The organism is Pontibacterium sinense (genome assembly GCF_015209595.1).
GTDB classification, from domain to species: Bacteria; Pseudomonadota; Gammaproteobacteria; order Pseudomonadales; family Balneatricaceae; genus Pontibacterium; species Pontibacterium sinense.
Genome location: NZ_JADEYS010000013.1, coordinates 26,183 through 43,091, shown reverse-complemented (window position 1 = coordinate 43,091; position 16,909 = coordinate 26,183). Strand labels below are relative to the sequence as shown.

Below are 16,909 nucleotides of genomic sequence, written 5' to 3'. Positions count from 1 at the left end.
TTATTTGGACTATGCGCCGAAGCAACCCCCTTAAAAAGCTTCAAACCTACAAAAATAATGTTAGAATCCGTTTCAATAATTACCCGCAAAGCCTGTAATTGCTAATTTCTACGTAGTAATATTGTTTTATTTTCATATCATTCAAGAATTAGTTTGCCGCGATATCGTTAGCCTCAGTTTGTCCGATGTCGTTATAAGAGCCTTGCACCCATCTGCCCAACCGCCCAAACTGGTAATAAATTTATGCCGTCGGGCGAGCACGCAGAAAGTACCTATCATGCTCGGTATGGAATGTTGAGTTCATGAAGTCATTCTCCAATAGCACACGTTATCTGACTATGCTGATCGCAGTCACAGTTCTGCTATCAGTCTCTGCTGTCGTCTATGTCGATCAGGCTCATTATCAGGCGAAACGCCACGCGATAAAAAACACGGCGACCGGATTTGCGAGCCAGATCAAACAGAACGTAGACCATGCACTTTCTGCAACTTATGCGCTTGCAACCTTCGTTCGACAAAATCAAGGCAACGTTGAAACCTTCGATCAGGTCGCTTCAGAACTCCTCAACTACTATCCAAGCGCTACAGCCATTCAGTTGTCGCCAAACGGCATTATCAGCCACACCCACCCACTGGAGGGAAACGAACGCGCGCTCGGATACAACTTACTGCAAGATAGTCGAAGGGATGAAGCAGCATTTCGTGCCATGAAGACCGGACAGCTCACCATGAGCGATCCTTTCACCCTGGTACAAGGAGGACTCGCGGCTGCCGGACGACTACCCGTTTTTCTTGAAACACGCGAGCAAAAACAACAATTCTGGGGATTCAGCAACGTCTTGATTCGTTTTCCTGATGTCCTGGAAAATACCAAGCTCCACAACCTGGATGAACAGGGACTTGCATATCGTCTATTCAGCGTCGACCCACATTCGGGAATACCGATGCTGCTGGCCCAGTCCGACAGCCCTATCAGCGATAGTCCAATCTCTGTACCCATTGCAGTCCCTGATGGCGAGTGGAAACTCGAAGTCACGCCGGTGTCTGGTTGGCGTAACGGATACTGGTTGCTACTGGATATCATTGCCGGGCTGTCTTTTTGCTTGCTGGTTGTTGTCACTGTGCTGCTGGTAAGAAAGTTACGACAGGATCAGGCCACACTTGAACAAGCGGTTGAACAACGGACTACCGCACTCACCACGACACTTAAACACACCGAACTCGCACTCAGGACCGCTCGCCAAAGCTGGTTTGAAATGGACCTCAATAGTGGTGAAATCTGGGTGGGCGATGAATACCCCGCGCTGCTTGACTACGAACGGGACGAATTCCAGACCGATCTGGACACCTTGAAAAACGGCGTACATCCAGACGATCTGGCTCAACTGACTGAGATGCTTGAAACGTGCGCGACAACCGGCGAAACCACAGAGATCGAATTTCGTCGTCGCACCAAAAAAGGATATTGGCTATGGCTGCACGCTGTCTCTGAAATTGTGCATGTAGCAGAAGACGACACCCCTACCCGGGTGATCGGTGTCGTCACCGATATTTCACGGCGCAAGCACACAGAAATTCTCGAATCTGCACGTCTCAAAGTGCTGGAGCAACTGGTCCAGAACGTCCCACTGGACACCATTTTTATGTCGATCATCAGCATGATCGAAGACACGAGCCGTGGTGCACTGTGCAGTATTTTGCTGCTTGATGAAGAGAAGAAACATCTGCATATGGGCGCAGCACCTAACTTACCGGATTTCTACAATGAGGCAGTTGAAGGTATTGCAATTGGTGACGGCGTTGGTAGCTGCGGCACAGCGGCGTTTCTAAAGAAACGCGTCATCGTAGAAGACATCAACACCCACCCCTATTGGGCACCCTACACAGAGTTGGCCCAGCAGGCGGGACTGGCCTCATGCTGGTCAGAACCCATTCTGCATGGTGACGGGGAAATTCTTGGTACGTTTGCCATCTATCATCCAATACCCTCAACACCCAATGCGCAAGATTTGGAAATCATTGATTTTGCAGCCCGACTTGCCATGCTGGCGATCGATAAAACCCGGACGAATACCCGGTTAAACCTGTTATCCAATGTCTTCGATGAAGCAGAAGAAGGCATTATGGTCACAGATGCTCTCGCTCGTATCGTCGACGTCAATCCGAAATTCTGTGAAATCACCGGCTACACACGGGAAGAAGCCCTCAATAATAATCCGAACATGCTTAGTTCCGGCAAACAGGATGCGTCTTTCTACAACGATCTTTGGCAGGAGCTTAAACGAGAAGGCTCATGGCGTGGCGAGATATGGAATCGCAGAAAAGATGGTGAGTTATACATCGAGCAGCTCACGATCTCCGATATTAGCAATACCTCCGGTGAGATCACGAACTACGTGGGCATCTTTTCTGACATCACCCAGCTGAAAACCCAACAGCAGGCACTGGAGATGATGGCCTACCACGACGTACTGACCCAGCTACCTAACCGTGTGTTGCTAACAGATCGGTTCCAACAGGCCACCGCGCGCTGCAATCGAACCGGCAGCTTGCTCGCTGTCTGCTTTCTGGATCTCGATAACTTTAAACAGGTTAACGATCACTACGGCCATAACATCGGTGACCAACTGCTCGTCCAGGTATCCGAGCGCATTCTCTCCTGTATCCGAGATGAAGATACTGCATCCCGACTGGGCGGAGACGAATTTGCTATTCTCATCGGCGATATTCACTCCACAGAAGATTGCCGTGAAGCTCTGGACCGCATCCACAGTACGATCTGCGAACCGTTTTATATCGATGGACATGAACTGCATATCACCGCTTCCAGCGGGATCACTATCTACCCACACGATCAGGTAGACATTGATACCCTACTCCGCCATGCAGACCAGGCAATGTATCGAGTCAAACTGGGCGGTAAGAACAATTTTGATATGTTCAACGCCAAAGACGATCAGCAACTGATAGAGACGCATAACAAACGGCGTGACATTGAACAGGCATTCCGTGAGCAGCAGTTTGTGCTCTATTACCAACCTAAAGTGAACATGTGTACCGGCGAAGTGTGGGGTGTCGAAGCCTTGATCCGCTGGAACCATCCCGAAAAAGGAATACTTCCACCCTTTAGCTTCCTGCCTGCTATCTCAGGTACAAACCTTGAAATCGAGATCGGCAATTGGGTCATCAAAGAAGCACTTCTTCAAGTCAGCAACTGGCATAAGGCAGGCTTGAAGCTGGACGTGAGTATCAACGTGTCCGCCTTTCATCTGTTGTCTCCAGACTTTGAGTCTGAACTCACCGTCAGTCTGGCCGAATACCCACAGATCGATACGCAGTATATTCAGCTGGAGATACTGGAGAGCACAGACTTCGGAAACCTTCAGGCGATCAATAAGATCATCGAGAGCTGTCAAAACAACCTGGGCGTGAGTTTCGCCCTGGATGATTTTGGTACCGGATTCTCCTCACTAGCGCATCTGAGAAACCTGACCGCCGACAACATTAAGATCGATTGCAGTTTTGTCACCCATCTAATGTCGAGTCCGGACGATTTCCGCATCGTCGACGGCGTCATCAGGCTTGCCGAAGCATTTGACCGTAATGTCATTGCAGAAGGTGTCGAGACTGTTTGGGAGGGATTGATGCTGCTACTGATGGGCTGTGAAAACGCACAGGGCTATGCTATTGCGCGCCCAATGCCTGCAGAAAAGCTCCCCACTTGGCTGAAGGGCTTTGAACCCTTTGATGCATGGCAGGCATTTAAGGGGCGCAATCTGTCTCAGCGCCAAACCATGATCGAACTGTTCCTGCTCTCCCTCAATTACTGGACTACGGAATTTGAGCAAGCACTCAGATCTGACCCATCGATCGAACCTGCGTGGCCGATTGCGGATCAACAACTCTCCCATTGTTTCGCTTGGAGCGAACGATGCCGTAAAGAGCATTTGATCAGCGAAAGTATGTTACGTGATATCGACGAACGCCGTGACCACGTCCACCTATTGGCCCAGGAAATCGAAAATCAATATCGCTGTGGTGATGTTGCACAAGCACGCTCACGTCTTCCTGAGTTAGAGTACTTAGTTGATGATGTTCGCCAACAGCTAAGCACTATATAGCCAAACACCTAAACGAAAAAAAGAGAGCAAGCGCTCTCTTTTTTGTTATATGAACTGTTTTTTATCTGAAATCAGGCAGCAACTTCTTCACATTTAAGCAGATGAGCGCGCTGCTCCAGCAACGTTTTATCCAACGAATATAAGGTATCCAGGATATGCATATGCAGACTGCCCGGACCTTCAGATTTTGCAGCAGCAACTTCACCAGAAACAGACAACGCTAACAATGCCTGAACAGTCGCATCAAACGCACGACGGTTAACCGCCAGAAACGTCGCAACAAACGCGGTCGCAGCACAACCCATCGCCGACACACGGGTCTGCATTTCGTCGCCGTTTGCAATCATCAGGGCTTTCGTCCCGTCCGTAATAATATCGGCTTCACCCGTCTGCGCGACAACAGCGCCCGTCTCCTGAGCCAGAATCCAGGCTGCATCGGGCGTATCCCGCCCTACCAATGCTTTAATTTCGGCGATATTGCCACGGATCACGGTGGGTTTTAGCTCAAGCAGTTCACGTGCATATTCGCACCGTTTCTCTGACGCATGCGCGGAAACCGGATCTAACACCCAAGGACGCTGATAGTCATTAGCCGTTTCGATCGCGGGAATGATGGCGGCCTTACGTGCTGCGTCCAAGGTACCGATATTGATACTCAGCGCATCGGAGCTGGCAACAAACTCACGAATCTCATCGATACCCATCGTGAGAGAGGGTCGTGCGCCAACAGCCAACACAATATCAGAAGTAAAATCCATGGCAGCAGTATTGGTAATGCACTGCACACGAGGTTTCTGCTGGCCAATGGTCGACAGCATTGTTGCGCAAGAACGCGCGTAATCCAGATTGCTCTGGGACTCAACATCAAACACTTTAAATACGGTTGACATATACGGCCTCCGATACGGATCTGAATGCAGCACCTGCGCTGCAATCGGCTAAATTTGTTGCAAGGCAACCACCAGCTGGGTTCGGTTTTCAACTTCAAGTTTTCGCAGGATGCTAGACATATGCGTTTTGACCGTATGTTCAGTCAACGACATCTTGTCAGCGATCTGCTTGTTACGCAGACCGCACTTCACCAGATTCAGGACCTTGTTTTCCTGATTAGACAACCGACACAGGGCATACCCAAGGCGGGTCTTTTGTGCGCCCCACTGGTCCAGTGACACTTTTTCATTGAAGCGCCAGGTACCCCCCGCGAGAATCTCACGCAGGGCCTCACCCAACTCACTCAACGGTGCGGTTTTGGCGACAACACCATCGACACCACTCATACGCGCACGGCGCATCAATGCCACATCGGTATCATCAGTGAGCATCAGCAGGCGGGCATTGTTGTTTTGCTTAAAGCGTGCCAGCGCTTCCAGTTCAACAAGCCCCGGAAGACGGGCATCCACGACGATCATCATTGCCCCTTGCACATGCTCTACAGCATGCTGCAAACCGTCAAAACTCTCGACGATCTGGGAAACGACAGTAATACCGGACTTACCCATAACCAGCTCTACACCTAATGCATAAAGCGGTGATGAATCAGCAATAATGATTTTCATGGTCGCGCCCTGTTAGCTCAGTTCGCGCTGTAAGCGTGCACGTTCTTCATCTGTGTACTGAACGTAGCCTACGGGAATATGGTCGTTGATCGCTTCACGTACTTGCTGTGCGTCCTCTGCGGAAAAGCCACCACACATCTCAATAAGCTGTATACCTTTGGTGAGCATCTCCTGAGCAACCAACACAGCCTGCGATACATCAGAAACACCAGCCACTGACATATCAAAGTTTTCGCTATGTAGGCGGGCATGATGTTTAAACATTTCAAGATCGGCGCTTTTAACAATAAAACCATAACGCTGTAACGGCATGTCGCACTCCATTGTGTATTCTTATAATTTGAACGGCATAGGTTCATTAAAGACCGGTTACATGAAATCGATTAGAGCCAGAACTTTTCGGATTTTAGAGCCAGCCAATTTACAAAGCAGAACAAGCTATATTAGCCGCCAAATCGCATCATATCGGTGCAAGTTATGCCAGAGATGGGAACGCGAGGAAAAATGTAAAAGAAAGGCGCTCCCCCTTAAAGGAGGAGCGATTTAGCCAAATCAGGCCGATTAGAAGGTGTAATTCATCATCAGTCGGAGTTCATCGATATCACTGTACGCATCTGCCTCGATATGGGCGTAACGCACACGGAAGCTCATACCCTGCAAGTTACCGTCCGCCAGCGTATAGGTCATATCTACGTTGGTTTCCGTTTCATCCACTTCGGTGGTACCAACCTCATAGGTACCCTCAACGTGCCTGATCAGCCCTTTCAAGCCAGGGACGCCCGGAAATACGTAGTCTGCCCGAAGCTGATAAGAATCTTCATCCTTACGGTTAAAGTCATTGAACTGCACCGAGTTCCACACGCCCGGCAGGGTCTGGTCACTGCCACCCCATGCGAAATCATAGGCATAATCCCCTCCGATCGTTTGGAAGGATGCCAGCAGTTTCAGGTTGCCCATCGAATAGCGCGCGGCGATATTCGTCATGGTGGAGTTATAGTCAGGATTCGAATACAGATTCCCTTCTGCTTCGCCATCATAGTGATAGAAATCCAACAACAGGCTTCTCATATCGCCCAAATCAAACGTGTAGTTGGCATTCAGGTATATCTGGCGTTGATAGTCATCTGCATAGCCGTAGGACGCATGAACCCCTAAGCCGTTATCAGCCGTATACCCGCCCCCGACGACGACGATCTCGTAGTCCTCACCATTGGAGGTAAACTCGTCAAAGGAAAGGTTTGACCGGGTGCGTGCCTCATCACTATAAACCGCATAAAATTCCGCACTATCAACGCTACCAGTCAGCATCGCTACCTGATGGGCACCGGGAGTAGAACGAATATCCGGATCATTTAGCAGCGGCAGCCCCATGATGACCCGCCCCACACGCACGTCGACGCCATCAGTTATTGCAACGTCAACAAATGCCTGGCCTATCTTAGCCGAGCTCGTGGTTCCTCCATCACTTTCGACGCGCAATACATCTGTACCTGCATCGTTATTTCGACCATCCAGTTTGATATTCACCAACCCGGTCAATCCTACTCGTAAACGCTCTGCGAACGTCGGGGACATATAATCTGCCCTGAACGCCTGCGCCATCGCAACCCTGTCTTCAGGCCCTTCACGGAAGTCACGATTAAAGTAGAAGGTTCGAGTACTGAGCGAAAACTCAGCCTCATCAGCAGCACTAACGAAAGGCACTGTCGCAATGGATGCAACCAGTACCGCACTATTTACCAGAGTCTTTGGAAAGTTAGCCATACTCAGATCCTGTCCTATCAACACGTTAGTTGTTCAGTCAGTTGTGGCTTTCCGGTCAAAGTAGAGTGTCGGACTCTTAGCAGAAGGGGTGCAGACAGAATACGCACACACCAGACGCGTTAGCCAAACCAAATAGGAGGGGCAAAGCGCATCCCCTTCAGGTCGTAAAGCTGTCTGGAGCTCATTCTTCTGTTAAAAAACAGTAGATCCGTGCGCCAGAGCCCCAGAACACGTATACGTAGCATAGTTCATATTTCTGAAATGATTTTTTCTCACGCCGCTGAAACGCAGATAACACGGGACTTAACGTGTATTTTTAGGCAGAAGTCAGGACAGAGCATAAAGAAAAGCCCGCCCCTCCCGGATAGGAGGAGCGGTAAATTCAGCATCATGCCGAATAGAGTTAACGCAGGGTTAAAAAGAACGGATAGGAAAACAATGATTGAGTTGAAATCACTTTTGGGACATATCGAAGAGTCACGTCTCGGTAATAGACATTAACCTTCTGCGGTTTGCGCCTGCACCACCGTAATGGCAATGACATTTACCACATCATTGGCGCTGCAGCCGCGGGACAGATCATTTGCCGGTTTTTTCAAACCCTGCAAAATAGGACCGATTGCGTCTGCTTTACCAATACGTTCAGCCAGCTTGTAACCAATATTCCCTGCCTCAAGGTTCGGGAAAATCAATACGTTAGCTCGACCATGTGTTTCTGATGACGCCACTTTACGTTCGGCTATTTCTGCCACGATAGCGGCATCAAGCTGCACATCACCATCGATCGCAAGATCAGGCAGCTGTTCTTTAACCAGACGCGTGGCTTCGACTACTTTATCTACGGCAGCATGCTTGGCACTGCCGCTGGTAGAGAAGGACAACATCGCCACTTTTGGATCTTCATTTAACAGCGTGCGTGCACTGTTCGATGCGGACATCGCGATCTGCGCCAGCTGCTCGGCGTTGGGATCAATGACCAGACCGCAGTCTGAGAAGATCACGCCGCCTTTAAGCTCATGAAACGATTCGCACAGCATCATCAGGAAGAAACTGGAGATCATGCTGCTGTTCGGCGCCATACCAATAATCTGAATCGCCGCACGTACCGTGTCACCCGTGGTATACACCGCACCACACACTGAACCATCTGCATCATCCAAGTGCACCATCATCTGGGCAAAGTGCAAAGGATCACAGATCAGCTCAGCGGCTTTCTCTTCGGTCATACCCTTCGCCTGACGCAAACGATACAGTTCTGCTGCATATCGATCTGCGGCGGGAGACTCAGATGGGTCAACCAGCGTAACACCTGCCAGACTAACGCCCTGTTCAGCTGCTTTGGACTGGATGTTAGCAACGTTACCCAGCAACGTGATTCGTGCGATACCGCGCTCGGTTGCGGTCGCAGCAGCTTCGATAATACGTGGGTCTTCACCTTCAGCCAGAACAATGGCACGCGGGTCATCACCTGCACGTTTAAAAATATTATTGAGGGCCTTCATCCGGTTACTCCTTAGGTAGATTGAGAGGAGCCTCTGAATAAACCACTCACTGCCCGCGAGCAGAGAACGGGCGTGTAACACTGACCAGACAAGCAGCAAGTGGTTTATTCAGAAGTTCCTAACGCTTAGGTCAGGAAAGAACCGGAGGCCATATGGCCTCCGGTTTTATAGATCTGGATTACTCAGACTTATGTGAAGTCTTTGTATTTTTCCAGGTGACGAACTGGCTTGGACAGTGCGTCGCGGCGGAACGGATCGCCCAGCTCACGAGTACACATGATCTCGATAACAGTTGTCTTACGGTTTTCCATCTGATCGTTCAGTGCAGCAGTCAGTGCAGGACCAACATCTTCCAGCTTGTCTACGGTTACACCTTCAGCACCCATGGAGCGTGCGATTTCTGCGAAGCTTGGGTTTTCCAGCTCGCCTGCTACGAAGCGACGGTTGTAGAAATCAACCTGGTTCTTCTTCTCTGCGCCCCACTGACGGTTGTGGAATACGATAGAAGTTACCGGGATGTCTTCACGTACACAGGTCATGATTTCCATCATGGACATGCCCCATGCGCCATCACCCGCGTAGGAGATCCCTGGGCGTTCTGGAGCCGCAACTTTTGCACCAATCATTGTTGGCAGTGCGTAACCACAGTTACCGAAGGACATCGCTGCGAAGAAAGAACGTGGACGGTCAAAACGCAGGTAGCTGTTGGAAACAGAGTTGATGTTACCGATATCGGTAGACACCATTACGTCTGCAGGCATCGCTTTTTCCAGCTCACGCAGAACCTGACGTGGGTGCAGGTAGTTGCCTTCTTCACCGGACTGCTCTTCGATCATCTCCATGGAGTAATCGTCGCGCTCGTGGATCCACTCGTCCAGCTCAGCTTCCCAAGCCGCTTTCTCAGCTGCGATCTTTTCAGCACGCGCTTCGCGGTTTTCCAGACACTTAGGTGCTTTGTCTGCCATCAGTGCCATCAGTGCTTTAGCTGCTGCTTTCGCATCGCCGCAGATACCAACGTCAACTTTCTTAACCAGACCCAGCATCTTAGCGTTGCAATCAACCTGGATGATTTTTGCATCTTTCGGCCAGTAATCCAGACCGTGCTGAGGCAAAGTACCGAAAGGCCCCAGACGGGTACCCAGTGCCAGTACAACGTCAGCCTGTGCCAACAGTTTCATACCTGCTTTAGAACCCTGGTAACCCAGAGGACCACACCAGTTAGGGTGAGATGCAGGGAAGGAGTCGTTGTGCAGGTAGCTGTTTACAACTGGCAGACCCAGCTGCTCAGACAGTGCGATTGCTTCTTCGTAAGCATCGCCCAGTACAACACCACCACCGGAGATCATTACTGGGAACTCAGCGCTCGCCAGCAATTCTGCAGCAGCTTTCAGAGATTCTTCACCGCCCGCAGCACGTTCGATGCGAATTGGCTCAGGGATTTCACAATCGATGTCGCCGTAGAACAAGTCACGTGGGATGTTCAGCTGAGTCGGACCGTTTTCCAACATAGCGCGGTCGAAACAACGCGCAGTGTATTCAGCCATACGGCTGTTGTTGGTAACAGTTACCTGGTACTTAGTGATTGTTTCGAAGAACGGCAGCTGCTGAGCTTCCTGGAAACCACCCAACCACTGAGTGTTAGTACCGGTTTCTGGAGTGATACATACTACTGGGGAGTGAGCCCAGTAAGCAGCAGCAATTGCAGTTACAAAGTTAGTGATACCCGGACCGTTCTGAGCGATACATACACCGTGACGACCAGAGACGCGAGAGTAACCGTCAGCCATGTGGCCAGCACCCTGCTCGTGTACTACAGGGATCAGGCGGATGCCTGCTGGGGTGAAAATGTCCATCGCATCCATAAATGCAGAACCCATGATACCGAAGGAATCGGTAACACCGTTCGCAACGAGGGTTTCTACCATCGCTTCACTAGGAGTCATACGAGCCATAATAGGAATTCCTTAATGTTATTTTTATAAGCAGCAGCCAAAGGCCACCGCCGTCAACGGTTGAGTAATTAAACGCTGTAAGGTGTGTACTCACGCCCTAAAGCAACGGCAACTTCTTCGCTGGTGATCTTGCCATCGTGCACATTGAGGCCATTCGCGAGATGTGGGTCTCGGCGAATCGCTTCCTGCCAGCCAAGATCGGCCAGCGACACGATAAATGGCAAGGTCGCATTGTTCAGTGCCAGAGTGGAGGTGCGAGCAACCGCACCCGGCATGTTGGCAACGCAGTAATGCACTACGTCATCAACGATGTAGGTTGGTTCTTGATGTGTCGTCGCGTGGGAGGTTTCGAAACAACCACCCTGATCGATCGCCACATCCACCACAGCGGACCCCGGCTTCATGCGGGAGACCATCTCTGCGGTTACCAGTTTTGGTGCAGCAGCGCCCGGAATCAGGACACCACCAATCACCAGATCAGCTGAGAGCACATGCTCTTCCAGCGATGCTTTGCTGGAGTAAACAGTGGTCACAGCCGTACCAAATTCAGATACAAGACGGCGCAATACATCAACAGAGCGATCCAGAATGACCACCTGTGCGCCCATACCAATGGCCATGCGCGCCGCGTTTGAGCCCACCACACCACCACCAATGATGGTGACTTTTGCAGGCTCTACGCCTGGCACCCCGCCCAGCAGCATGCCGCGACCGGCGCGGGATTTTTCCAGACATGCCGCACCGGCCTGAATGGACATGCGACCGGCAACTTCAGACATCGGCGCCAGCAGAGGCAGGCCACCGCGGTCAGAGGTCACTGTTTCGTATGCAATACAAGTTGCACCACTCGCCTGCAGATCATCGGTCTGCTCTGGGTCTGGTGCGAGGTGAAGGTAAGTAAACAGCAGCTGACCCGGGCGCAGCATTTTGCGCTCTACCGCCTGCGGCTCTTTTACTTTTACGATCATGTCAGCAGAAGCAAAAATCTCTTCTGCTGTGTTAGCAATAGTTGCGCCTGCTGCGCGGTAATCATCATCACTGAAACCAATACCGATACCGCCGTTGGTTTCTACAACAACCTGATGACCACGGCTCGTCAGCTCCTGAGCGCTGGCCGGAACCATACCGATACGGTATTCGTGGTTTTTAATCTCTTTAGGTACACCGATCAACATTTTGTCCACTCCCAGTTTTTCTATTTTTATCGTTATGAGTAGTAGAGGTTGTTTCGTACCGACGTCCTATCTCTAAGGATCAAGTGAAGCGGCAGATGCCTGTACGAATGTCTTGGTAAACAGATTAGGAGGGTGGCCCAATTCTCAGTAGAACCAGTTTTGAGGTACGGGTTGAGCCAGAGACAAAAACAGGGAAAGGATATTTAAAAATCTAACAATTTCAGCAAGTTACAGAATGGAACCAAAACAAAACGACCACCTGATCCAGGTGGTCGTTTGGGTGTTTACTGGTTACAAATCAGACCATAGAGTGGATCAATTCAGCCAGCTTTTTAATGCCAGGTTCGATCCGGTCTGTGGATATAGAGGAATACCCTAAACGGAAATAATTCTTCGGTGCGGGTTCTTGAAGGAAGTGAATCGCCCCAGGCTCAATCAGGATACTTTCCTCTTTCGCCCGCTTCTGCAGCTCATCAGTATCCAGACCCTCAGGGCCTTTTACCCAATAACAGGAGCCACCGAACGTTGGTTGATCATGGGACTCCGGCAGATGCCGGGTCAGCGCTTCATCCATTGCGCGCCAACGCGTCTGATAGTTACGCATGATGTTCATGATCAGGGAGTCGTGATAACCCCGCTCCAGGAACAAGGCGACTGAACGCTGATTGTTCGCAGCGGGATGCCGCACCATCAAACGACGCAACGCCCTTGCCTCACGGATAAACTCCGCAGGCCCCACCAGATAACCCACACGCAAGCCAGGCGCCAACGTTTTGGACAAACTCCCGATGTACAACACGCGGTCGTTTTTATCCAGACTTTTCAAGGCAGGGATCGGGTTAGACTTAAAGTTGGTTTCACTCTCGTAGTCATCTTCAATGATCACGAAATCATCTTCATCGGCCCGCTTAAGCAACTCGTAGCGTCGCTCGATAGGCATCGTCACCGTCGTCGGACACTGATGACTTGGCGTCGTAAATACCAGATCACACCCTTTCAGGCGATCGTCCACCAGCATACCGTCTTTATCGACGGGAATTGGACGCACCTGTGACGGGTTCAACTTGGCGATGTTGCGAATATCAACATAGCCGGGGTTTTCCAGACCAATCGTACTCTGTTTATCCAATAGCAACTGCGCAAGGATATAGAGTGCTTGCTGGGCGCCCACCGTCACCAAAATCTGATCCGACGAAGCCCACACACCACGACGGGGCAGCAAACGGGTCCGAATCTGCTCCACCAGCAGAGGATCATCATTATCAAAGCGGTCTGCCGCCCAGTCGCTGATAGACGGGCCACTCACCGCATCACGGCAGCACTCGCGCCAGTTCACCGTTGGAAACAGCGAGGCATCGAACTGACCATAAATAAATGGGTATTCGTATTTTTGCCAATCGCGAGGTTTACAAATATTGGTCTGATCGGTTGGATTCAGCTTAAAACGCTTACTCCATATAGGGGGGTGCGTTGGTTCACCGCGGGTATCAGATTCAGGTTGCTCGGCCAGCGTCACCTGTCCAGACAGAATATCTGGATTCACATAATAGCCACTGCGTTCGCGCGCAATTAAGTAACCGTCATCAAGCAGGTGTTCGTATGCCAACACCACCGTGTTACGCGCCACATCAAGCTGTTGCGCAAGCTTGCGACTTGATGGGAGCGGAGCATCCACCGGGATATTTCCGTTGAGTATCGCCGTTGCGATCTGCTCTCTCAGCTGTTGCTGCAGGCTGCCACCTTTGCCTGGCGTTAAGTGGAATAGCTGAAACATTTACTTCGCCTTCGTTATCGTTATTATTTGCACTCATGTACTGACCATCTAATCCATTAGAGAGCGTACTCCTGCAAGTTTTGTTCCTTTAAAACAGCAGAAAGTCTGCAAAGAGCAGAAAACAGGCGTTACGGAGTCAGTATAGATCATTACCACTGGTTGCCAGCAGCATCATTCTCTTATCTTGTTGTTTTTATTAGAGAACAACTTGTTTTATACGATTCACCCAGTCATTACCAGATGTAGCACGTATTTATTTAAGTGACCGCAGACTGCAGTCAATGATCATTCATTCAAGAAAAGATGTAGTGAAGGGCGCTGCAAGACGGCCCATCACACAGGCCTGATAAAAAAACCGGAGTCAGGGCAACAGCAATGCCGAGACTCCGGAGGACCTCATGGTAAGGCGTTACGCGTTAGGAGCCAGCTCCGCAAGCGCGTTGTCGATTGCATCAACGATCTTGTCGATGTCAGCCTGAGTCGCTATCAGCGCCGGGCTCAGACATACGGTGTTGTTGTACTCTTTGAAAGAGCGGTTAGTACGACCGATGATGACGCCGTTCTGCATGCAGTGTGCACCAATCTGGATCGGCAGTGTTTCATCAACCGGCTCTTTGGTTACACGATCTTTCACCAGCTCGAAGCCCGCGAACAAACCTTTACCACGTACATCACCGATAACGTCGTATTTTTCCATCAGCTGGTTCAGACGACCGCGCAGGTACTCGCCCTGCTCTACAACGTTGTCCAGCAGATTTTCATTTTCGATGATTTCCATGTTAACCAGAGCCGCCGCAGGACCCGCAGTACAGCCACCGAAGGTGGAGATATCACGGAAGTAATCCATACGAGCGTCTTCAGGGTCTTTAAACATGTTGAAGACTTCTTCAGTGGTCACGGTGCAGGAGATCGCTGCGTAACCGGAAGCAACACCTTTTGCCATCGTTACCATGTCTGGCTTAACACCGTAGTGCTGGTAACCGAACCATTTACCGGTACGACCCAGGCCACATACCACTTCATCAATGTGCAGCAGGATGTCGTATTTTTTGCAGATTTCCTGGACGCGATCCCAGTAACCCTGAGGTGGCTCAATTACACCACCACCGGCAGTGATTGGCTCCAGGCACAATGCACCAACAGTGTCCGCGCCTTCAGCCAGAATCACTTTTTCGATCTGGTCTGCAGCCCATACGCCGTAGTTTTCGGTATCTGCATCATCCTGTGCGCGGTATTCGCAGCAGTGTGGTACTTCAACGAAACCTGGAGTGAAAGGTCCATACTGATTCTTACGCTCGTACTGACCCGTCGCACTCAGTGCAGTAATGGTTGTACCGTGGTAATCACGCTCACGGAACAGCACTTTATGTTTCTTACCGCCGTATTTCTTTTCAGCGATCTGTCGAACGATTTTGAATGCTTTCTCGTTCGCTTCAGAACCGGAGTTAGAGTAGTAAACTCGGCTCATACCCGGCATTTTGTCGATCAGTTTTTCAGCAAACTGCGCCGCTGGTACGTTGCCCGCAGTCTGTGCAAAGTAGTTCATGGTTACCAGCTGGTCGCGTACTGCGTCAGCAATTTCAGTACGGCCATAGCCAACGTTTACTGTCCATACAGCACCGGAAACCGCGTCTAGGTACTCGTTACCTTTTGCGTCCCAGACCCGCATGCCTTCACCCTTAACGATCACCATCGGATCATTTTCTTCAAAAGGCTTATGCTGGGTAATGTGATGCCAAACGTGGTTACGGTCGTTGCCCACAACTTCTTTGGCGTCAAATTCGTTAGCGTTATAAGTCATACTCACCTCCTCTGAGGGTACTGTTATTTTTATGCAGAGGCGGGAGTCACACTCCCATCTTCCGGCTTACTCTTAGCTCAAAGTGTGTTTCCGAATATCGAAACCACCCATCTTCACGAACGACAAAACCGGGCGTGCCCTGATGTCCTTCAATGCCTCATAAGCTACCGATCATCGAGGAAAACCAGTTAGAACCAGATGATTGGGAAACATGATGCCAGTAGGTTTTATGGGGGTTTCGTTTTGGTTGAAGCTCCGGTTTACAGGGGTTACAGCTTGGTGCCAGGTTTAAATTTTTCGCTGTTAATCAGGGGAAAAAGTTAGTTGATCATCTTGATGGATTTCTTTGGTGTCGCCCCTTAAGGGCAAGACAAGGGGTGCAACCGCGCCCCCCTTACCAATCCCCCACGGCCCCGCTACTTGCCGGACAAGCCCGGTACCCTGCGCGTTTCACAAATAAAACGAAGCAAATAAATTCGGCCAGAGGCCCCAGACAGAATTTGCTTTTAGTCGTTTTATTTGCGAAATACTCGGCGGCGTAGAGGGGAGTGAGTTTCGTGCCAACTGATAACATGGGCGCGATGAGATCCGATGTAGGGCAGCCGGAAGGCTATCCCAGCAAAACCTCTGCAAAGCCTCTGCTCTTCCCCTCAACCACTTAACGAATCCCCACATAAGTTATTTATTCACTTAACTCGGCGAAAGTTATTTTAGATTTAACGAAACTTTCTCCTATCACAAAATCAGCCCGTAGGTTGGGTCGAGCGAAGCGACACCCAACACACAGGTTATCTGAAGATGGGTTTGTTGGGTGTCGCCTATGGCTCGATCCAACCTACGAGATTGATGTTCTCGCTGGTCATGTTGCCCACTGGCACCAACCTGCTGGACTCATATCGTCCACAAAGCTGGACCTTAACCCCTTCCCCTCTTCTCTCCCAACATACACACCAACCAAAAATAAAAACAAATCGGCTACTCCAACAGCCGATTCTGAGGCTAAGAACATGATCCGACTCACCGTAAACGGCGAAAGCATGCAGCTCTACAGTGCAAACAACCTGCAAGAGCTATTGGACAAACTGCACCTGGGTGCCCAGCGCGTTGCAGTAGAAGTTAACTGCGAAATTATCCCGCGAAGCCTGCACGCGCAAACCCGTGTACGCGAAGGTGATCGCATCGAAATCGTACGTGCGATTGGCGGTGGCTAAGGCTCCTGCCCAGCCCCTTCCGCAGCCCTAAACCCCGCTCGTAAAGAGCCTTT

The 16,909-nt window shown here is 50.5% G+C and carries 11 protein-coding genes; 2 read left to right on the top strand and 9 right to left on the bottom strand.

The window, feature by feature from the left end; all coding sequences use genetic code 11:
* Positions 1–302: 302 nt before the first annotated feature.
* A complete protein-coding gene (locus IOQ59_RS13190; RefSeq protein WP_193953844.1) occupies positions 303–4,121 on the top strand; it encodes a bifunctional diguanylate cyclase/phosphodiesterase in 3,819 nt (1,272 codons plus the stop codon).
* 71 nt (positions 4,122–4,192) lie between these two features.
* Here the strand turns inward: IOQ59_RS13190 and thiM are convergent, their stop codons facing one another.
* The 9 genes from thiM to IOQ59_RS13145 all read right to left on the bottom strand — a co-directional run bounded on the left by thiM (position 4,193) and on the right by IOQ59_RS13145 (position 15,645).
* Positions 4,193–5,011: a hydroxyethylthiazole kinase gene (thiM, locus tag IOQ59_RS13185; protein ID WP_193953843.1), complete on the bottom strand. Its 819-nt coding sequence runs from the start codon at positions 5,009–5,011 to the stop codon at positions 4,193–4,195.
* 48 nt (positions 5,012–5,059) lie between these two features.
* Positions 5,060–5,677, bottom strand: coding sequence for a helix-turn-helix transcriptional regulator (locus IOQ59_RS13180; protein WP_193953842.1), 618 nt, complete (start codon positions 5,675–5,677; stop codon positions 5,060–5,062).
* Positions 5,678–5,689: 12 nt separating this feature from the next.
* The gene (locus IOQ59_RS13175; RefSeq protein WP_193953841.1) at positions 5,690–5,989 is read right to left on the bottom strand and encodes a DUF6506 family protein; all 300 of its coding nucleotides are present in this window, start codon (positions 5,987–5,989) and stop codon (positions 5,690–5,692) included.
* Positions 5,990–6,238: 249 nt separating this feature from the next.
* Positions 6,239–7,441: an OprD family outer membrane porin gene (locus IOQ59_RS13170; protein ID WP_193953840.1), complete on the bottom strand. Its 1,203-nt coding sequence runs from the start codon at positions 7,439–7,441 to the stop codon at positions 6,239–6,241.
* 497 nt (positions 7,442–7,938) lie between these two features.
* Positions 7,939–8,943, bottom strand: coding sequence for a phosphate acetyltransferase (gene pta, locus IOQ59_RS13165; protein WP_193953839.1), 1,005 nt, complete (start codon positions 8,941–8,943; stop codon positions 7,939–7,941).
* Positions 8,944–9,131: 188 nt separating this feature from the next.
* On the bottom strand, positions 9,132–10,895 hold the full coding sequence (xsc, locus tag IOQ59_RS13160; protein WP_193953838.1) for a sulfoacetaldehyde acetyltransferase: 1,764 nt from the start codon (positions 10,893–10,895) through the stop codon (positions 9,132–9,134).
* A gap of 68 nt (positions 10,896–10,963) precedes the next feature.
* Positions 10,964–12,070 (bottom strand): alanine dehydrogenase, encoded by a 1,107-nt coding sequence (ald, locus tag IOQ59_RS13155; RefSeq protein ID WP_193953837.1) that lies wholly within the window; start codon positions 12,068–12,070, stop codon positions 10,964–10,966.
* A gap of 298 nt (positions 12,071–12,368) precedes the next feature.
* On the bottom strand, positions 12,369–13,844 hold the full coding sequence (gene pdxR / locus IOQ59_RS13150) for a MocR-like pyridoxine biosynthesis transcription factor PdxR (RefSeq protein ID WP_193953836.1): 1,476 nt from the start codon (positions 13,842–13,844) through the stop codon (positions 12,369–12,371).
* A 409-nt stretch (positions 13,845–14,253) separates the two neighbouring features.
* Positions 14,254–15,645 carry an aminotransferase family protein gene (locus tag IOQ59_RS13145; RefSeq protein ID WP_193953835.1) on the bottom strand — a complete coding sequence of 464 codons (1,392 nt, stop codon included), beginning with the start codon at positions 15,643–15,645 and terminating at the stop codon, positions 14,254–14,256.
* Positions 15,646–16,652: 1,007 nt separating this feature from the next.
* Between IOQ59_RS13145 and thiS the strand changes: the two genes are divergently transcribed.
* The gene (thiS, locus tag IOQ59_RS13140) at positions 16,653–16,856 is read left to right on the top strand and encodes a sulfur carrier protein ThiS (RefSeq protein ID WP_193953834.1); all 204 of its coding nucleotides are present in this window, start codon (positions 16,653–16,655) and stop codon (positions 16,854–16,856) included.
* Positions 16,857–16,909 lie beyond the last annotated feature (53 nt).